This is a genomic window from Pseudomonas cichorii, assembly GCF_003700275.1.
GTDB classification, from domain to species: Bacteria; Pseudomonadota; Gammaproteobacteria; order Pseudomonadales; family Pseudomonadaceae; genus Aquipseudomonas; species Aquipseudomonas cichorii_B.
The window spans coordinates 1-19,610 of sequence record NZ_RBRE01000076.1 but is presented as its reverse complement, the minus strand read 5'-3'; the positions used below and the strand labels follow the sequence as shown (position 1 = coordinate 19,610).

The window sequence follows — 19,610 nt, the reverse complement described above, 5'->3', positions numbered from 1 at the left end:
GGGTCATTAGACCAGCTCACGGCAGTGAACTTCCCGCATCTCAAGGCGCTGGTTTCCGAGCTTTTCTAAGCTGCCTACACGGCAGTGAATGACCCTGCTACTAATTGTCCTGAAGCGTTTATTTTCTAAGCTGCCTACACGGCAGTGAACGCTAATGGCCCTCCCATCGTCGGGGACGATCTTTTCTAAGCTGCCTACACGGCAGTGAACTCGATGCCTTGGTCAGGCCAGCGGGCGCTGTCTTTTCTAAGCTGCCTACACGGCAGTGAACGCATTTTCGGCATTCTTGGCCAAGGACATCCATTTCTAAGCTGCCTACACGGCAGTGAACATGAAAACCTATCCGCTGGAAATCGAATCTGTATTTCTAAGCTGCCTACACGGCAGTGAACGCCCAATGGTGATCGTGAAGACGCGGCTAAATTTTCTAAGCTGCCTACACGGCAGTGAACGAATACGTCGGCGCTAAATCCGAGCATCGAAATTTCTAAGCTGCCTACACGGCAGTGAACGCTTCAGTTGCGAAACGGCGCTGTGATACTGATTTCTAAGCTGCCTACACGGCAGTGAACTTGTCATTACTGACGAAGATACACCCACTATTTTTCTAAGCTGCCTACACGGCAGTGAACTAGAAGTCCTCCTCCATAACCCCTCGTTTTAAAAGAAGAATCATGCGCTTCAGCCGCTTTTACCCTTTTTTCAGTCACCTTTATAAGTGCTTGATTTTAAAGGCCTCCAGAGCGACCTGAAAAAGAGGGTCAGAAACAGCCTTCGTGAGGCCATAGTCTGAAACCCTCGTTCGCCTCCCACGCGTGGGAGCGAATTCATTCGCGAGAGGCCATCCCGTTCCACACAAATCCAGCGTCGGGAATGCTTTCTTCGCGAATGAATTCGCCCCATATCTGAAGCTAGAACCAGGGAACAGTGGCAGTGCCGCTCAACCCGTAGCTATTGAAGGTTCCAGGCTGGGCGTTTGCCTGTAGCGGGCCATGCTGGATAAACAGGCGAAATGTCTGCCCCGTGCTGTGGCTGCGCAGTTGGGTAAAAGGCAGGTTGCAGCGCTTGGCGGCGGTATCCGGGATGCGCTCGCGTGCCTGTTCCTCGGTAAGGCCGTGGCGTTTGATCAGGCGTCGCCGTGCGCGCTCCGGGTTGCTGTCGACTTGCACACGGTTGACGCGACGATGCTGTACGCCGTCCGGCACTGTACTCAATTCGCCCAGCCGCACATGGTCACGCATGCCTGTCAGCCAGTTCAAAGCCAGCAAGGCATCCAGCGCCTGTGCGCTACCGTGCAAACGCAGACGGTCGCCGAGTCCGGTTGTCTTGCCTGCAACAGCCGGGAAGCTGATGCCGATGTCATCGCGGCGCAGTTCATGCAGGCCGCGATGCAGTTTTGCCAGCAACGCGCTCATCAACTGCGTGGCTGCAAATTCCGGGTCGGGCAGTAATTGCAGATCGAGGTAATGATCCATGGTTTAACCCGCCTCACCGAAGACGCCGCCACGGATCAGGGTCGCAATGACGAAATGCTGCTGATTCAACTCCGGCACCTTGTCCTTGAGCACCCAGCCATCAAGCAGGGTGTAGAAGTCATCCTTGGTGCTGCGAGGCTGGCGATAAGCCTTGCCCTGAGTGGTGACCGAACCATAGGGTTCCACGGCAATCGGGCCGTTGATATCGGCTTCCTGATACCAGGTGTCGATGCTGCGCAGGGCGTTGCCGATCTTTTGCGAGTGGATACCAGCAATGCCGTCCACCTGATACAGCGTCTTGCTTTTGCTGCCACTGGAGCGATCCAGAATCAGCTCCTGTGACGGGAAAACCTCCTGCCCGGCGCCCATCCGTACATACGCCGTCACGCCCAGCAGCACATGCTTTTCACCGGCCAGGCCGCTGGCGATCAATTGGCTCAGTTCGCCCAGTGCCTTGGTGTTTTCAGCGCTGGTATTGAAGTCTCGCAGCGACAACGCCAGACCATTGAAAGACCAGGCCGATGCAGCCTTGCCATCCACCAGATGAGCAACTTCCACCTCTACCTGTTCGGCACCGATGCGGTTGCGCCAGAGGAAGCGACCATTGGCCAGGTTGTGGGCGTAGCGACGTGCCAGTTCACCGAAGCCATTGCTGTCCACATAGCTTTTGACGGTGGCCAGTAGCTTGTTGCGGTACTCGATGTCGTTACAGGCGGAAGGCTGGCCGGTGCCGTTCAGGATGCGCAGGGTAAAGCTGACTCGCAGCGTATCGGCGTCATGGGGCAGGGCGGCAACATCGACGGTTTGCAGGTTGGGTTTTTCGATTTGTGCATCCAGTTTGGCGGGGTCCAGATCCTTGGTCTTCAGGCGATTGGAAATGGTGCCACGCACCGATTTTTCACGAATCGCCAAGGGCGTCCAATCCTTGCGGGACTGCCAGTCACCGGCATGAAACAGCGCATCGGAAGGGTCGAGCTTGCGCTCGAAAGCCAGAACGGAAGCGGTCTTGAGGGTGTTGTCGTTAGCCATGTTCAAATACCTTTTAGGAAGATGGTCAGCAAGTCAGTCGAAGTCGTGCAGGACAGCAGGGCGATAGTCGTTGGCGCAGCGATAGAGGCCGTCAGCGGGACGTGAGTCGGCGTACCAGAGCATCTGTTCGGGATCATGCAAGCGATGCGGGCTGATCCATTCGCCGATGCCATACAGGCTCTCGACGAAGCGGAACGGCGTTTGCCCGTCACGGGCGTTGATCACCGAGCCGGGTTCTTGCAGATCGCCCAGCGCGCCATAGCCGACGGGGATTGGCACGATCCAGCCGCCGCCCTTTTTATCGTGGGTCCATTGCGGTTTTTTGTCCGGATCTTCGTTGGTCGCGCTATGCCAGTTGAGCCGCGACAATGACAACCAGGCGTCGAGCCGCGAGGTATCGGGGGCGTTCTCCTGAAGTTCTGCATGCCGCTGTTCGAGCAGGTCCTGACGATCAACCAGCGTAAAGCCCGGTAGCAGGCGCAAGCGGATCCTGGAGAAGAGCGTTTCCCTGGCTTCGCTGTCTTCGGGCATATGCAGCATGAAAGGCTGCTGCTTGTGAGGCGGTGTCGAGGACGGGATCACGCTGCCACCGGCAATGCGCAATTGCGATAGCTGATCGCGCACTTGTCTGGCGAGCAACTGTGCAGCTTCGGCATCGGCAGGCGGCGTTTCGCTTTGCACGGCGAACATCAGGCTGATCTCCATGTGCATCCGGCCTTCTTCGACAATCGCTGCGGTGCTGCCGTCCTTGTTGATCGGGTTGCGGGTCAGTCGCAAAGTGCTTACGAAACCGATTTGGGTGAGCTGTTCTTCATGGTGATGAGCCACGACGCCAATGGCCTTGAATTGCAGCTTCAGACCCGTCTCGCTGAGCTTGCGCTCCAGCGCCCACATCAGGCCCAGAAAGGCTGTCATGGATGGGAAACCGTGGGTCAGCGGGCTGGAAATCGAGTTGGCGTTCTGCACGCGAATACGCGGGATAACCAACAGGTGAGTGAACTTTGGGCAGTCAGCCATTGGACGCCTCCAGACTTGTGATTGGCAGATCGGAGTCGGCTTCGATGATGGCTTGTCTGGACCAGTGTTTCAGTTCCACATCGCCGACAGGCAAACCGGTCTTGCGCAGAATATCGTTCAGCCATTGGCCAAAGCGTTTGGCGACCTGCTCGGGCCAGTCACCGTTATGAAAGGCTGTGACAAAGGTCTGGTCCTCAACGAGATGATCGTCGCGCAAGGGCAAAGCGATACGCCCGGGGTCGAGCCATAGCTGTTCGCATAACGCCAACTCGCAGTCCGGGTCGCGGGTCCAGCCGGGTTCAAACAGTTCGCGACTGGCCAGGCCAAAGGCGGCCAGTGAGGCGCCTAGGGATTGTTCGAGAGGCTTGCGTGCATCACGAGTCGGCTTCGTTCTGGGCGGATCGCGTCCAAGCAGGTCGCACAAGGCTTTGATTTGTTCATCAACGCCTTCAAAGCGCCGAAAGCGATCAAGCGCCGACTCAATATGGAGAAAATAACGCGGCCTGTCCTGTTTCCAGCTTGGCGGTATCGAAGCCAACAGGTAGTTCACCCCACCGCGCTCGCTGTTCAACTGGCTGATGTTTTGCGGCTTGGTTCCACCGAGTTTGCGCGTGACCAGATTGCGATAGTCGCTGTACTGATCGTCGTGAAGCTTTTCCTCGCGCTTTGCCTGTCGGGCGGCCTTATTGGCTTCACCGAAACGACTATCGTTGATGTCCTGATGCACCGCATGGGCAAGGCTGCTGGCGAACAAAGGCTGCAGGAGATGAAAGCCTGAATCGTCCGTTGGGTTACCAGAAACATTCCAGTACACCTGCTTGGCCATGGTGTGAGAGGTCAAGGCGGCAGCAGGCCGAATAAGCCCCTTGAATGCAGTGGCCCATTCATGTGCCGTGGCTTCGTCAGGGCTCAGTGCTTTCAGCAAGTCGGCATCATTGGCCTGTAGCCAGTCCAGTAAACGACGACCGTCGACTTCCAGCTTGAGAAACTTGTACACATCGAGGGCCGCAGCATTACCTACGATATCGTCGGCATACGCCTCGCCCAATGCGTGAGTGCCAATCTCCGCATGCTGATGCAGCGCTTGCGGCACCATATGCAGGCTGCTGCCCCGCGCATCCGGATGCGTGGCCTTGAGCACATGAGTCACAGCCTGAATCTGCGCAACCCGGCGAGCGGCATCGGCCAGCCAGGTGGCGTAGTCATATTTGCTGGCCGCCTGATCATGGCCATCGTCGTCATTGCCCTTGAGCTTGGCTTCTTTGCGCTCGGTGATAAAAGCGGCGATGGCGCTACGAAATAGTTTGGCGCGGGGTGTGAGTCTAGATCCTTCATCCATGTTCGGAACCTTTAAAAGTCGACGGGATAAGTGCCCGTTCTATGGCGTCTTTGTGGCAACTCAATATTTGCATAGGCCTTCCTTTGTCTTGTCACTCATTCGTTTCGTGATTTCCCAAACCCCAAAACCGGGTGATACCGCCACCCAAATTTGCTCTCATGCACACTGACCGAAGTAAATTTCTCGGCGCATTTCCTCAGTGAAAGGTCCTGGACCTCAGTTTGCTGAACCAGCAACTCCATCAAGTCATGCCGACCCCAAGGCGTTATGCGGGGGCCAAGCTGGCTGTCGAGATCTATAAGCGTGAGGTCACTCTGAGCAAGGGTATGAATCGCCGGTTTACCGCGTTTGGCCTCTTCATGAATGCGATTCAACAAAAGCTGTTCTTCGTCTTCGTCAGGCAAAAACACCAGCTCGGTTTCCGGTGTGGTCTGTTCGCGGAAAGGCTGCTGTTGCGGCAAGACCCAGGTCAGTGAGGCTTGCGGGTACTGCCAGACGCAGGCGGCATCAAGGTTGAATGCCTGGCTGTGATCCTTGGGCAGCATCTGCGCGGCGAGTCGGCTGTGTTCCAGATCGACCAGGCTTGTTTTCGCCTGCCAGTCCCGAGCCGGGCGCGGCTGGATGCGGGGGCGGGCGGTCAGCGGCCTGTATTCGTTTTCTTGCAACAGCTTGCCTAGTCGGTGCGTGGTCAGCCGGAACGGGTGGGCAACTTTATTGTTGATACTCTCGAAACCAGGCCGAACAAACGCTGCGTCTTGCGGCTGCTCGAAGTGCTTCAGGTTGGTATCGAAGATCAGCACATTGGGCGATGTGCACGGTTTGTTGCGATGTCGCTGTATACGCCCGGCCAACTGGATGAGCGAGCGCATGGACGACGGCTCGACGACGGCCCAGTCATAATCGTGATCGCGGCCTACCTCAGTCACTGGCGAGCCCAGTACCACAAACAGATGGTTCTGCTCGGAGGACTGATCGATGGCCTGCCGAATCTCTGGCAGGGCATATACCGCGTCTGGCTTGCGTCGATTCAGACTGGCGTCCAGTTGTGCCTCGATGGCCGAGCGCAGCAGTAGCGGAAAACGCGAGTGATAAACGCATAAATGGATGCGGTGGTCTTCAGTGGCTCCGGCTTGAAACAACGCCAGTGCCACATCGAACAGCGGTTCGATATTGGCCATGCGCACCAGACCGAAGCTGACACGCTTGCCACTCTGCGGACAGGTTTCGGCATGTCGTGCATGAGCTTCAAGCATGGCGCTGCGCACATGGCTGGCGAACCCGGCACGAATGGCTTCCGGCTTTCTGGCCGTGATATTCAGCGCTATCAACTCGCCGCATCGACGCGGTTCTTCTTTGCCCAGCGCCTCGACGCGCCGATTCACGAATGCTTCATGCTCGCTCATAAAGTGCTGAGGATCAGTGCATGTTGTAGCGTGTGCGGTGAACTCATCGACCCACAGGCAAGCCACTTCGGATGGCGGATAAGCCTGCTGATCATGAGCGCCGCGATTGCGTCGATAGTGCAGGCGGCCTGCGCGATAGGCCTGGAACATGCCGTCGACCAGCGCGGGCGGCAGGGTCGCGGATGACAACAGGACTCGCGTACCGAGCATGCCGGCCCAATGCATCAGGCGGGTCAGCGCGGGCAGGTCGGCGATATCGAAGTCGTCCAGTTCATCGAGCACCAGATCGCTGCTCATCATGCGCAGCATGGGCGCGATCTGGCGGCCAGCCCGTTGTGCTTCGGTCGCGGGCATCAAATGATCGATGGTGCAGACCAGCATCGGCGCGCTGAGCAGTGAGCGGATCTGCGGATTGTCCATGGCCTTGGACAACAGGCCATGATTGGCCAACTGACCTTCGTAAAGCACATGGCTGTCTTCCTCGATCAAGTCCTGCACCGAGCTGGAACCGGTTTGCTCAGCCTGCTCCTGATGAAACTCGAACAGCTTCCGGCTGGCCGAGCCGCCGACATGCACGGCCAGTTCATCGTCCCTCAGGTGCAGGTCCTGACGATAGCTGGCGCCGGTCTGCAAGGTCAGCGTGCGCAGGCCCAGAGCAAAGGTGCAGCGAAACCCCGATTGCGGATCGGCCAGTGCATTCATGATCCTGGCGTTGGCCAGGGTCTTGCCGCAGCCGGTCGAGGCCATATTGACGATGAACGCCCCGTGCTCGAAAGACCGGGCGCGCAGGCTGGTGGCGGCATCGGTGGCCTTGTCCTGCCACTGGAAACGCTCGGAACCACTGCGCTTGCGCAGTCCTTTATGCCTGGCGAGACGTGGCAGATAAAGCTCGAAACCGGGCAGCCCATGCACGATGGTGCTGGTAAACCGCGCAACGCCCAGCAGGTGTTCATCCAGTGTCTGCTTGAGCTTGCCGTCTTCGGTATTGGCATAGAGCTGACATTGCGCATCGCCTTTGACCCGCTGCTGCGAGTCGGCCTTGAGGCTGGAGTAATGATGGTCCGCGAGCATCAGGCTCATGCGTGCCACATGCATGACATAAGGATTGTTCAGCCAGTCGCCTTTGCCTGCCTTGCTGTTCAGGGCCTGCAGGCGAGTCGCCAGTTTCGCTGCCTGGTTACGCCATTTGGGTAGCGTGACCGGCAAGCCATGTTCAAATTGCCAGTAAGGTTTGATGGCCTCTGGAGCGGCAGGGCTTTTTAGCTCATTCCATTCATGCGTCACGCCTTCCAGAATGTTGGGGAGTCGCTTGACATCGAACGACAGGGATTTCTTGCCAAACCATCCGCCATCCTCACATGGCAGCACGGGCAAGCGGTGATGCGTCACCACCAGCCAGGCAATGGCTGCCGCCAGCGGTGGCAGGTTCTGAAAGGGTGGCGGTGCATGCGCGTCGAGCCCGTCACGCAGGTAACGGCCCTGTTCCAGCCAATGCGCATCATCCTGTTCTGTAGGTGCCGCCAAGCGTTTCAGCCAGGCCTCGTCGGTATCGCTTCCCACAAACGCGAGAAACAGCCGCAACGAAACCCACTCGTGGCGGTACAGGTTTTTCTCGCGAACATTGGTGCAGAGTCGCTTTTGAAACGCGATGCTGGATTTGCCCAGGTCATGCAGCAAGGCGGCCATTTGCGCCAGTAAAGTGATGTCTTCGGCACTGTGCCAATCGTTTTCATCACCCTTGCGCAAGACGTTGCGGCGAGTGATGTTGGTCGGTACGGCGCCTTGTTCATTGAAGCGGCTGGCATCGCCGACAATCCACAGCAACTCGCTATGGTCCAGCCCCCTGATCCAGTGACAGGCTACTGCCGTATTGCGTCGGGCGCTTTTTTTCAACAGGCGCCGCAAGGTGTCGAGGCCGGCCTGAGTAATCGGCGTTTGCCAGGTACGCTCGCCCCGACGCTCGGCGAACTGATCCAGAATGCGCCGGGTTTCGACCAGTGCACGTTTGTCGCACTGGCAGATCAGCAGAATATTCAAGCGACAGCGCCTCCCAACTGCTCGGCGACGTCCTTGAGGCTGTCGATCATGAAGTCCAGCGCTTCGCTGCGGGTCAGGTTCTCGATGCAGGCCTGCCGAAACGCCTGCTCATCATCACCGCGCATCGCCGAGATAAAGGCTTGCGGCAGAATCAGCCCGTCCTTGACCAGATCGGCAACGTCGAACACCAGCCCGCCACGCCGGGTCTTGCCATGCAGCACCGCCAGCCCATGGGGCAAGCCGAGTACCCAGGTGGCGGTCGCGGCCAGGCCATAAGCGAGGTAATTGCCGTGATCGAGAAAGCGGTTGGCCGGATCGCCGCCGACACCACGCTTGGCCCGAGTGAAGTCGCCATATTTCATGGTTGTGGCGGCCAGCTTGAACAGACGCTTGGTCAGCCGGGCTTCTTCGGTCAGCAGGAACGTGTGGTCCGGGGCGTTATTAAGGGCCGCAAGGGACTGGCTCAGAGCATTGTCGAGTTCTACCGGATCGACCTTGAAACCGGCCTTGGCGAAAGCCTTGTGCTCGACCCATTGACGCTTGATGTGCGCCAGCCGCAAACGTTGAAAAGCCTTGGCGGCGTCCAGGCGCAGATCGTCCTTGAACCAGAACGCGACCCAGCGTTGCAGATATTCGGTAGGCCGATATTCGCTCTGCGGCGAGAACCAGGCGACCTCGATATCGATCTCGTTGGCACTGAACAAGGGCGTCCCGCCACCACCACAGAAACCGACGAGCACACCGGCCTTGGCCAGCTCGCGCATCGCCGCCTGCGTCACCGAAGTACCGGTGCCCAACAGCACAGTCGTGGTATTGGCGATGGGGATATTCCAGTACAGCGACTGCTTGCCCGCATCCGTCACATACTCGACCCGCCCGCCATTTACCAGGACACGGCAATGCTGCAGGTAATAAATATTCGCGCGCTTGGAATGCAGGATCGTCTTGAGATCCGAAGAGCTGATGTCATCCATGATCGAACCATTAGAGGCGTTGTGCCATATGAAGGGGAACATATATAGCCGATAGCGTAATGCTGTGCTTTATGTTTTTTGAGGTTGGGGGTAACTGAATGGCAGAAGGATCATTCCGCTATTCGCGTAGGAATGAGATTGCAGAAAAACGCGAGTAGGAGTTTGCCCGCCGCCGCGGCGCCGTGCTGTCGTTCAATCTGTGGGAGCGTGCTTGCCCGCGATCGGCTGCGTAGCAGTCGTATATTTTTGCGAGCGTTTCGCAATGGGTCGTCGGAGTGTCGCTCAGAGCAAGCGCGCTCCGGGGGGAGGTTTATTTAAATCAGATTGTTAGGGTTTGTGCGGAGATTGTGAGCTGCCTGTTCGGCAGTGAAGTGGAGCAGATGACCTTTAATGACCGGGTCGTATTTCTGAGCTGCCTACACGGCAGTGAAGGGCCGTCACGAATTCGGCGACTACGGCGTTAATTTCTGAGCTGCCTACACGGCAGTGAAGTACTGGGCTCGCTCGCCAAGGCAGCCCCATCTGTTTCTGAGCTGCCTACACGGCAGTGAAGGCTTTCCCCGCCATAGTTGTGCAGGTCCGGCATTTCTGAGCTGCCTACACGGCAGTGAAGTGTGTATGTCAACTTCGTAGACTGGCTCGCCTTTTCTGAGCTGCCTACACGGCAGTGAAGCGCAAGGCGGTACGAAATGGATATGGGAGAAATTTCTGAGCTGCCTACACGGCAGTGAAGTAGACACCTTCCTCCATAACTTTCCGTTTTCAAAGAAAAATCATGCCCGGAAGGCATTTTCACCCTTTTTTTAACTGCCTCTGTAAGTAGTTGATTTTAAAAGGCACTCGACATCCCCGAAAAAAGAGGGTCAGAACCAGCGCTCATGACGATATATGAATGAAGCAATCGTTGGCCACCCCTGCAGTAGGAGCGAATTCATTCGCGAAGAGGCTGGTACATCCACCCATGATGCGGCGCCTTGAATATTGTCTTCGCGGATGAATCCGCTCCTACAGGGGGTTATCTATCGTCGGTGAAAGCGCTCCACGTTCGCTTCTGAACAGCCACGCCGCAACTGCGCCCAATACCGTACTCAATGCCGCCAGCAGCAGAATCACATGCTGCGTGCCGATCGGTGCCGCCAGCAGGGACACGAGTAATCCTGCCAAAGGTTGCGACAGGTTATTGAGCAGGGTTATCACGCCCACGGTCTTGCCGAAATCCTGAGGAGGAATGACCCGCTGGCGGATGGTGCGCATATAGACATTGAACATCTTGTCGAAGCCGACAATCAGCAGAAAACCCACCACATAACCGGTCAGGTTGGGGCTCAGGGCACAGATGAAGGTGCCAGCAGCAATCAGGGTGTAAGAGACACTGCCCATGATCCGCATGGGGATCACGATCCGGGCAAGCAAGAACAGAATCACGATGGTGGTCACGGCGCCTGCCATTTGCAGGGCGGCGTAGGTGTCCTTGCCGGCAGTGAACTCACCAATCACCATGGCGGCGGAAGTGGCCAGGGTGACGCCGATGCTCAGGTTGACGCCCACCGCCAGAGTGATGATCTTTTTCAGCTCCGTCAGCGTCCGTATATGCCGGAACGCTATGCGCAGCGGCTGCAACCAGACATTCCCCTGTTGCTGGAACACTTGCAGGGTGATCTGGCTGGTACGCTTCCATACCACCATCGCCAGATCCGCCAGCAGGAACAGCCCGGCAGTGACCAGCACAACCCAGTGCCACGCCCAGATCTCCAGCAACAGCACCGCGACCAGAGGTCCCAGCACCAGTCCGGTCTGATCGGCGATCTGTGAATAAGACAGGGTTTTTGTATAGGTGTAGTGCGCGAAGATGTGCGGCATCAGCACCTCGCGGGCCATGATGCCTTGTGTCGTCAGCACGCCGCACAACGCCGAGAGTGCCACCAGCCAGCCGATTCCGCCGAAAATACCGTAAAGGGCTATTGCAAGAAGGCAGATCAGCGCCCGGTAAATCTGGCTGAAATGCAGAATCCGAACAGGAGAAAACCTGTCGCACAACGCCCCGCAGATCGGGAACGCCAGAAAGCGCGGCAGCGACTCGGCAAAAAACGCCAGCCCTGCCCAGGACGCGCTCTGGGTTGTCTGAAAGACCACCAGCGGTACGATGAACAGCAGAATCTGATCAGCCAGTCGTGACAGAAACAAAGAAGTGAAAAACGCCAGATAGTCCTTGTTCACGCTGCATTCCTGTTTGGCATGGCGAATTGCGGGTGAAGGATATCAAGAAGCTAAACCTGGCGAATCGTCCAGGTTGTGTGATACGGAGAAGGGCTTTGATAACTGCGTATTTATGTGAATAAGGTTGGGCTGCCTACACGGCAGTGAAGGAAAGAGTCTAGCGCCGCATAGAGGCCCTTTGTTTCTAAGCTACCTACACGGCAGTGAAGTTCACTTTGGTGCCCGTTTGCCGCTGCCGTTTTTTCTAAGCTGCCTACACGGCAGTGAAGGCAATGTTAGTACGTGCGTCGTCCTGGCTGTTTTTCTAAGCTGCCTACACGGCAGTGAAGGTTTTGAGGAAATTATGATTACCGGACGCAAATTTCTAAGCTGCCTACACGGCAGTGAAGTGCCCGCTGCAGCAGGCTGAGTTGAAAGGGAATTTCTAAGCTGCCTACACGGCAGTGAAGTAGACACCTTCCTCCATAACCTTCCGTTTTCAAAGATAAATCATGCCCGAAAGGCATTTTTACCCTTTTTTTCACCGATTCTGTAAGTGATTGATTTTAAAGGCCGCCCGATCACCCAGAAAAAAGAGGGTCCGAATACGCCTTCTCGAAGACCCGCGAACAAGGCAATCGAATCTCCGCATCACAGCGGTAAATAATGTTTGCCTCGTCGCGGGCAAGCCGCTTTCCACAGGGTGAATAACAATAAGTACGGGGCTGTTTTCACGGATGAGTCCGCGCCACATACTCCGCGAAGCCAACGCACAAACCTTCTAGACTTCCGGTGTGCCCTGCGCGATAACAGTCATTCCTCATCCTATTGGCCCTTCCAGAATCACCATGACACAGAGCAACTGGATCAATCTTGCTCAGGACCGCGATACCGGTATCGAGACGTTGCACGCGCATTTCCAGGGAAATGCCCATGTCTACGATCCGCACTGGCACGACAGTTATCTGGTGGGTGTCACGGAGCAGGGTGTGCAGCAGTTTCATTGTCGGCGGCAACGTTATGCCAGTACGCCGGGTCAGGTGTTCATGCTGGAGCCAGGTGAGATTCATGACGGGGATGCGCCCAGCGCGGACGGTTTTACTTACCGGATGCTGTATCTCGATCCGAACTGGGTCGCACGCGAGTTGCCGGCTCTGTTTGAAGAGGCGCCGGACGGTTATCAGCTCGGCTTCGCCAACACCCTGGCATGCGATCCGCGGCTGAGCAACGCTACCCTGTTTGCCTTTGCCGCGTTGCATGGTCAGGAGCCGCTGCTTTTCCGGCAAAGCGCGCTGGATGGATTGCTGGAACGGCTGACCGGCAACCTGCGCTGGCGTCTGCGGCATCATCAGGACCCGCGTCTGCCGCAGGTGGCTCTGCGCGCCCGCGATTATCTGCATGCCCACTATCGCCGCGACCTCGGCCTCGATGAGCTGGCGCAGGTCTGCGGTGTTGATCGCTTTCGTCTGAGTCGAGCCTTCAAGTCGGCATTCGGCTTGCCGCCCCATGCCTATCTGGTGCAGTTGCGGCTGGCTCAGGCTCGCCGCATGCTGGCCGCCGGGGCATTGCCTGTTCAAGTGGCCAGCGACCTGGGTTTTGCCGATCAGAGTCATCTGGGCCGCTGGTTCCTGCGTGCCAACGGCATGACCCCGTCGGCCTATCGCAATCGCTGCACGGATCTTCCAGACTAAGGCCGCGAGCCGGGCGAGCATGAGCACATCTCGCGTCTGGAGTTGTGCCCATGTTGTCCTTCCTGCTGTTTGCCTTCGTTTCCTCGATTACGCCCGGCCCGACCAATATTCTGGTCCTGAGCAACAGCGCCCGTTATGGCCTGCGCGCCAGCCTGCCGATCATTCTCGGTGCGTGCATGGGCGCGGCGGGTCTGGTGCTGGCGGTGGGGACGGGCGTAGGGCGTTCGCTGGTGCAGATACCGGGCGCACAAACAGTGATGTCGATCATAGGCGTCACCTGGCTGACCTGGCTGGCGTGGAAGATCTTCAGCGCCACGGCCAGCCCTCTCGAACAGGATGACAAGCAGCAACGGCTCGGTTTTATCGGCGCTGCCGGCCTGCAGCTCGTCAATCCCAAGACCTGGATGATGGCGCTGGCGGTGGTCAGCGTCTTCAGCCAGGGCACGGTGGCCGATCTGGCGCTGGTGTTCTTTCTGGTATCGATACCCTGCATGACCTGCTGGGCGTTGCTGGGCAGTGGATCGGCAAGGTTGCTCACTTCCGCGCAGGCCATGCAGCGGCTGAATCGGGCGATGGCGGTATTGTTGCTGGTGTCGGCCTGGGCCGGGTTCTTGCGTTGAGACGGGGTTGCCGCGATTACTGGTTAAAGATGGCTGATGTCATGCCGATATCGCAGTAACTTCAGCCCCGCTCAGCCAACCTTGCAGGATGCGCTGAGCGCTCGTCACGGACGAATACCAATGAATCAAAGCGGATACCTGTGCCTGGCCTTCATGATTGCCGTGGGCTGTCTGAGCTTTTTTCTACAACCCGAAGCCGTGGGTGTTTCATTTGCACTGATTGCGCTGTTTTCCGGCAGCTATTTCGTTTACTTCCTGATCAAGAACAACCTGCACCACGGCATCATCCGTGGCTTGCTGTTATCGGTGCTGATCCTCGCGCTGGCTGCGATTCCGATACTCGGCTGGATCATCGTCATCGGCTTTGTGATCTACAACATATCCAAAGCCGTGGACGGCCTGAAAAGCCTGATCCCGGATGTACTCTCCAGCGCAGTCATTTACATTCTGCTGTGTGCCCGAGTGGCCTTCGACATTCGTGATCCGCTGGCGATTGCGGTACTGGCAGGCATCTATCTGGTCGCCGCGGTTGTCTATTGCCGCAACCTCAATGGCCTGAGCACAGAGAACGCCCTGTTCAAGATGAGCATCATGTGGCTCTCGATCCCTTTTGCGGTGCTGACGATCATTTCCATCGTTTCCGCACTGGGCAACCTGTTTCGCACCATCAGTTCTACCATTACCTACACGGTCATGAGGCCTCAGGTGGTTTCGGCCCACATGCGTGGCGGCATTCAGATTGATGAGTACACGCGCAACATCAGCAATACAGTCAATGCCACCGTCACCAAGGTCGTGCCGGGTGTGGGCGGAGTCGTGACGACATCCATGGCTGGTGAAGTGGCGCAGAAGGTGAAGGACGAGAAAGGCGAGTAATTTCGGGAGTGGGCCGTCAGTATTTATCTGACGGCCTGGTTCTGGATATTCATTGAACGTTACAGATGCTTCTTCTCTTCCTTGTCCACATGCTTGTCTGCTTTATGGCGCTCTTCGTCGTCGTGCTTCGCGCCTTTCTCGACTTCCTTGGCGTCATGCTCAACGCCCTTGTCCACTTCGCGATTGTCATGCCGGACGCCTTTCTCCAGCTCGCTTTCGGCAAGGGCCGGGGCAGTGAAGCTACCCATCAATAGAGTTGCAGCGAATGCAGCCATAACCAGCTTCTTCATAAACTTCTCCATTTTATGAACGGCCGTCCCTTCATGGGGCGATCAGGTTCAACGATAGACCAGCAATAAAGAAGGAGAGGGCGTTTCGTCAGTGAGCCTGGGTATTGATGAAACGGGCAATCTCCAACGCCAACTCCCGCGCCTGCTGCGGATGCTGGCGAAGCCAGGCCGAAACAGCGTGGTCGCAGTCCGGCAGAACATGTTTCCTGAACTGACGGGGAGTCAGGTTCTTTTCAATCGCGTCGATGACTTCATAAGGAATGGCGCTGTTGATCACACGCTCTGCTGTCGTGCCGCTGGCTACTTTCACCGTGCCCGCTGAGGTTCCGGCTACGCCGCCGAATGCTGTGGATTGCAGGCCGTCGAGTTCGCCGATAACCAGCATCAGTTCGCCCTCGAACTCGCGCAGGAATGCGAGGGATGAGGAGTCGAGAAAGTTATACGGAACGGAAATGGCGCTTTTGAACGGTTGCCCGAATGGCTGTTGATACGCCGCGTCTGCATACAGGGCCGGGCAAACCAGGACGATCTTCCTGACCCTGGCTCGATGAGCTTCGGCCACTTTCAGGGCCAGTGCTCCACCCAGGCTGTGGCCGATCACGGTATCGAATGTCGGGCCCAGACAATTGGCAAAGTGCAGGGCTTCCTCAAGGTTGCGGGCCAGGCAAGTGTTCGCAAGTTCGATATCGGTGGTTGTGTTATGGCCGCCAAGGCTGAAGCTCAAACTGGCAACGCCTGATGCCTGCAAGGGATACAGCAGGCCGTTCAGTTTGCTGTAGTCCGAGCGGGCGCCATGAATGGCCAGAACCCTGGGCATTGTTGTGGGCGCTGCCAGGCTGGAGAGGATTCGACCTTCGAGTTCATAGCCCTCGAAAGCCTGGGAGAAATAACAGGCAGGTCCTGCCGGCGTCTCATTGAATTGCAGCCGGGACTGAATTCGAGAATCGAGAGAGAACGCCGACAGATTGATCATAACGAAGCCAGTGTGTGAATGAATGCAACGCGCAACGGGTTGCTTTCCACGCTCAAGAGTTTAATGGCCAGCGCACAGCAGACCACGACCAGCATGGGTTTGATCAGGCGTGGGCCAACCCGCACAGCCGCCCGCGCACCCAGTTGCGCGCCGAGGAAGGCTGCCAGGGCCATGGCGATTGCGATGGGCCAGATAATCACCCCCTTGGTGATGAACACTGAGAGAGAACCCAGATTACAGGAGGCATTGGCCAGTTTGGTGAAACTCATGGCACGCATCATCCCCAGACCGCAAAGCAATACAAAGCCGACAATAAAGAAAGAACCGACGCCGGGACCAAATATGCCGTCATAGAAACCCAGGGCGGGGGCAACGGTAAAGGAAAACAATAGAATGCCGATTCTTTTACGGCGATCTTCATTGCCAATTTTTGGCGAAAAAGCAAAGTAAAGCGCGACCAGAATCAACATCACCGGTACGCAAACTTCCAGATACTGTTTATCGATCGAACTGACCAGTAATGCACCGCAGGCCCCGCCGATAAATCCGCACAGCACCAGAAAACGTCCCTCTCGCCATTCAATCATGCCTTTACGGGCAAAGGTGATGGTGGCTGAAACGGAAACTTGTTGGTGGCTATCGCACTGATGGGATCGACACCTGCCAGAAACAGGGCGGGCAAAGTTATCAGCCCGCCACCTCCGGCAATCGCATCAAAAAAACCGGCGCAAAAAGCAACCAGCGCCAACATGCCAATCAAATCCCAAGACATCACATTCCCTCATGACAGATAAAAGCCAGCCACCTGGATGACTGGCTGTTCAAGCATTTGCATAAAACCGGGTGCTGCGACATCAGCCACGCAGCAACAGCGGGTCTTCTGAAATAACCAGCGGGGAAGAGAACTTGGACATACCAAAGATGCGCACCAGAACTCGCCGGTTATCTCTGATCACATCCCGACAATGCAATGCCCGAATGTTGTTGATGATCATGGCCGATTCCTGGGTCAGGACGTATTGCTGTGGCGTGGCTTCTTTAATGCCTTCGCACAGTGCCGAGTAGGCTGTTTTCACAAAGGACGAAGCATTTTCATTGACGGAAAAACGATACGAGTTGAACCGCGCGGCGAAGCCGACTTTATTGTCGAACTCCAGAATCGACACGCCCCGACCGTCTTCGCCCTTACCACTGACAAAAGAGTCGCTGCGGGTGAACTGGAAACTGCCGGTGGTCAATGCCAGGCAATGGCTAAAGCCGATCTTGTCCAGCACCGGCGGGAGCGGAATGACCGTGGTCGGTTCCTGGCCCGGGTTCCACAGCGCAGAAAGTATCAGCGAGGACGGCGAGGGCGAGTGCCCGTCTTCGGCGTTCACGGCACACCAGTAAGGCGCTTCGGTATGCGGGCCGAGGGCCAGGCCTGAATGGGAACTCAGTTCCTTGATTTCCGGTTCGGCATCGATCTTCTGCAAACCGCCGCCCTTGAAGTTGGCGACCAGACGAACCAGTTTGCCTTCGTTGTCCATGTCGTAGGCAAAGGAACTGTTATCGACCAGCTTCAACAGGATCTGGTTACGCGCAGCCATGCACAGCACGTCGGGGCGATCTTCCAGAAGTTCCAGATCCGGCAGTTCGTCGGGAGGGCTGGCATCGCTGATCTTTTGCAGCCCTTCAAAGATCAGCAAGGAAATCAGTCCATCGGAATAAGCGTTGAGAAGTTCGCATTGCTCCCTGGACATAGAGAACTTCAGTTCGGTAGCGGCTACGGAAGCCTTGGCCCTGGCACCCGCTGCCTGTGGCCCGCCCATGGCCGCCAATTCCTGCGAGAAGATATGCAGCAGTTTGGATTGTTGAACATCAAAGCTGAAAGTTCTGACTTCCTGTTGAGTGCAAGACGCAACGGATTCGGTACTTTGTTGTATAGCCTGTGTCATGTGTGACATCCCTGTGGTGCTTTGCACCTTTTTTATTGTTTATTGGAGCGGCTGGTTTAACGATTGACGGCCTTCAATATGAACGGCTCATCAATATTTGCTCGGGGAGTGTTTGCCCTCCCTGACAAATTCTATGGATCGCCTGTTTTGCGAATGAAGAACGGGCGTTTAACGTAATCGGAAAGCTCGAAAGGAAAGGCGAGGCATGCAATGGAGCAGCAATGATGTGCGTTCAGGAAGATGCATGTTGTGAAAACCTGGCTGACTGTTTTTATTTTAATTTTCTGTAGCTGGTCTCATGCCCGAGTGATGGGAGCACTTGGGATGGAGAACTTTCAGAGCGGGTTAGCCCCACTGAAAAAGCGCGCAGAGATTAGCATCAAAATAATGGCCAGCAAATTAAATTAATAATACACGGCAGGAACGCGCTTGCCTGCGACCCTGGGAGGTACATCCGGCAGAGATGCATCGCCTTCAACGGCTTTTCGCGGTTGAAACCGCTCCTGCGGGCCGGGAGTCAGTAGAATCATGCTATATAGCCATTATGCGCAACTTCTTGCGCACTCTTGGCCCCTGAAAGACCTGTCGACACCGCTACAGGCCACGCGGTTCAAGGCCTCCAGCCAAGTGCGCAAGAAGTTGCGCAGTGGTGCGCAACTTCTTGCGCACATTGTCGAGGTTTCCTACAGGTATCGGCGATAAAGCTGACGTTTTTAATTATCAAACCATTGATTTATATAGGTATTTCTCTCTGTGGCATGAAGCTTGATTGGTAATAGCCACCCACCGGGCGATTTTCGCCTCCGGGCACCATTATTTCCTCAGCAAGGAGCAGCTCAATGGCAACGCCAGCGTACATGTCCATCACCGGCACCAAACAAGGCCTGATCACCGCCGGTGCCTTCACCGCCGATTCGGTTGGCAACACCTACCAGGAAGGTCATGAAGACCAGGTCATGGTTCAGGGTTTCAACCACGAAGTCATCATCCCGCGTGACCCGCAGTCCGGCCAACCCACTGGCCAGCGCGTTCACAAGCCGGTCAAGATCACCAAGGTCTTCGACAAGTCCTCGCCGCTGCTGCTGGCTGCCCTGACTTCCGGTGAGCGCCTGACCGAAATCACCATCCAGTGGTACCGCACTTCCGCTGCCGGTACTCAAGAGCACTACTTCACCACCAAACTTGAAGACGCGATCATCGTCGACATCAAGGACTACATGCACAACTGCCAGGACCCGGCGAACGCGCATTTCACTCACCTGGAAGACGTCGAGTTCACCTACCGCAAAATCACCTGGACCCACGAAGTCTCCGGTACTTCGGGCTCCGATGACTGGCGTTCCCCGGTCGCTGGCTAAGTCTGGCCGACCGTTTCACACATCGGCCAGCTCTGCTGGTCGATGTCGTTTGCATCACTCCAGAATTCTTGCACCCGTTGAGCACCCATCCGGGGTTCAGCGGTTGCCGCAGCACTGCACGAGGAACAAGGGATGTTCGCGCCGGCCAATCAGACTCACTTCAGCCTGACCGTAGAAGGGCTTAGCAGCGATCTTCAGGTTTTCACCCTCACCGGGCGGGAAGCCATCAGCCAACCGTTCGTGTTCGATGTGGAACTGGTCAGTGAACAGCCTTCCCTGGACCTCGAAACCCTGCTGCACAAACCGGCCTTCCTGCAGCTGTCGCCGGACGGCAGCGGCATCCATGGCCAGATCTACCGCGCCGCCCAGGGTGAATCCGGCAAACGCCTGACCCGCTA

Annotated in this window: 14 protein-coding genes, 2 pseudogenes and 3 CRISPR repeat arrays; of the genes and pseudogenes, 5 read left to right on the top strand and 11 right to left on the bottom strand. The window is 56.7% G+C overall.

All coding sequences use genetic code 11. The features are described from left to right. Window positions 1–62: 62 nt before the first annotated feature. A CRISPR array of direct repeats spans window positions 63–633; the repeat unit is 29 nt; unit sequence TTTCTAAGCTGCCTACACGGCAGTGAACG. 278 nt (window positions 634–911) lie between these two features. From cas6f to ALQ04_RS19990, 7 genes are all read right to left on the bottom strand, one after another. After that, a complete protein-coding gene (gene cas6f, locus ALQ04_RS20020; protein WP_122317477.1) occupies window positions 912–1,475 on the bottom strand; it encodes a type I-F CRISPR-associated endoribonuclease Cas6/Csy4 in 564 nt (187 codons plus the stop codon). Window positions 1,476–1,478: 3 nt separating this feature from the next. After that, a complete protein-coding gene (gene csy3, locus ALQ04_RS20015) occupies window positions 1,479–2,504 on the bottom strand; it encodes a type I-F CRISPR-associated protein Csy3 (RefSeq protein WP_122317476.1) in 1,026 nt (341 codons plus the stop codon). Between the two features lie 33 nt (window positions 2,505–2,537). Further along, the gene (gene csy2, locus ALQ04_RS20010) at window positions 2,538–3,521 is read right to left on the bottom strand and encodes a type I-F CRISPR-associated protein Csy2 (RefSeq protein ID WP_122317475.1); all 984 of its coding nucleotides are present in this window, start codon (window positions 3,519–3,521) and stop codon (window positions 2,538–2,540) included. Further along, window positions 3,514–4,860, bottom strand: coding sequence for a type I-F CRISPR-associated protein Csy1 (csy1, locus tag ALQ04_RS20005; RefSeq protein ID WP_122317474.1), 1,347 nt, complete (start codon window positions 4,858–4,860; stop codon window positions 3,514–3,516). Before csy1 ends, csy2 begins: the two co-directional genes overlap by 8 nt. A gap of 95 nt (window positions 4,861–4,955) precedes the next feature. Further along, a complete protein-coding gene (cas3f, locus tag ALQ04_RS20000) occupies window positions 4,956–8,300 on the bottom strand; it encodes a type I-F CRISPR-associated helicase Cas3f (protein ID WP_122317473.1) in 3,345 nt (1,114 codons plus the stop codon). Then, window positions 8,297–9,274, bottom strand: a complete 978-nt coding sequence (gene cas1f / locus ALQ04_RS19995) for a type I-F CRISPR-associated endonuclease Cas1f (protein WP_122317472.1) — start codon at window positions 9,272–9,274, stop codon at window positions 8,297–8,299. The genes cas3f and cas1f overlap by 4 nt, the downstream gene beginning before the upstream one ends. A 344-nt stretch (window positions 9,275–9,618) precedes the next feature. Further along, window positions 9,619–10,007: direct repeats of the CRISPR family, unit length 28 nt; unit sequence TTTCTGAGCTGCCTACACGGCAGTGAAG. Window positions 10,008–10,279: 272 nt separating this feature from the next. Further along, window positions 10,280–11,491 (bottom strand): MFS transporter, encoded by a 1,212-nt coding sequence (locus ALQ04_RS19990; protein ID WP_122317471.1) that lies wholly within the window; start codon window positions 11,489–11,491, stop codon window positions 10,280–10,282. Between the two features lie 181 nt (window positions 11,492–11,672). Beyond that, window positions 11,673–11,940: a CRISPR direct-repeat array (repeat unit 28 nt; unit sequence TTTCTAAGCTGCCTACACGGCAGTGAAG). A 378-nt stretch (window positions 11,941–12,318) separates the two neighbouring features. Between ALQ04_RS19990 and ALQ04_RS19985 the strand changes: the two genes are divergently transcribed. The 3 genes from ALQ04_RS19985 to ALQ04_RS19975 all read left to right on the top strand — a co-directional run bounded on the left by ALQ04_RS19985 (window position 12,319) and on the right by ALQ04_RS19975 (window position 14,657). Beyond that, the gene (locus tag ALQ04_RS19985) at window positions 12,319–13,161 is read left to right on the top strand and encodes an AraC family transcriptional regulator (RefSeq protein ID WP_122317470.1); all 843 of its coding nucleotides are present in this window, start codon (window positions 12,319–12,321) and stop codon (window positions 13,159–13,161) included. Between the two features lie 50 nt (window positions 13,162–13,211). Further along, window positions 13,212–13,781 (top strand): LysE family translocator, encoded by a 570-nt coding sequence (locus tag ALQ04_RS19980; RefSeq protein ID WP_122317469.1) that lies wholly within the window; start codon window positions 13,212–13,214, stop codon window positions 13,779–13,781. 120 nt (window positions 13,782–13,901) lie between these two features. Continuing rightward, window positions 13,902–14,657 (top strand): hypothetical protein, encoded by a 756-nt coding sequence (locus ALQ04_RS19975; RefSeq protein ID WP_122317468.1) that lies wholly within the window; start codon window positions 13,902–13,904, stop codon window positions 14,655–14,657. 59 nt (window positions 14,658–14,716) lie between these two features. On the opposite strand, the gene ALQ04_RS19970 is transcribed toward ALQ04_RS19975, so the two are convergent. The 4 genes and pseudogenes from ALQ04_RS19970 to ALQ04_RS19955 all read right to left on the bottom strand — a co-directional run bounded on the left by ALQ04_RS19970 (window position 14,717) and on the right by ALQ04_RS19955 (window position 17,854). Beyond that, window positions 14,717–14,947, bottom strand: a complete 231-nt coding sequence (locus ALQ04_RS19970; RefSeq protein ID WP_122317467.1) for a hypothetical protein — start codon at window positions 14,945–14,947, stop codon at window positions 14,717–14,719. A gap of 88 nt (window positions 14,948–15,035) precedes the next feature. Beyond that, a complete protein-coding gene (locus ALQ04_RS19965) occupies window positions 15,036–15,920 on the bottom strand; it encodes an alpha/beta fold hydrolase (protein ID WP_122317466.1) in 885 nt (294 codons plus the stop codon). Continuing rightward, window positions 15,917–16,692: pseudogene (locus ALQ04_RS19960) on the bottom strand (TSUP family transporter). The gene ALQ04_RS19965 and the pseudogene ALQ04_RS19960 overlap by 4 nt, the downstream one beginning before the upstream one ends. An 82-nt stretch (window positions 16,693–16,774) precedes the next feature. After that, on the bottom strand, window positions 16,775–17,854 hold the full coding sequence (locus tag ALQ04_RS19955) for a hypothetical protein (protein ID WP_122317465.1): 1,080 nt from the start codon (window positions 17,852–17,854) through the stop codon (window positions 16,775–16,777). 839 nt (window positions 17,855–18,693) lie between these two features. On the opposite strand from ALQ04_RS19955, the gene ALQ04_RS19950 reads away from it, so the two are divergent. Further along, entirely contained in the window at window positions 18,694–19,212 is a 519-nt protein-coding gene (locus tag ALQ04_RS19950; RefSeq protein ID WP_122317464.1) for an Hcp family type VI secretion system effector, read from the top strand. Between the two features lie 132 nt (window positions 19,213–19,344). After that, a pseudogene (locus ALQ04_RS19945) lies at window positions 19,345–19,610 on the top strand (type VI secretion system tip protein VgrG); the annotation flags it as partial.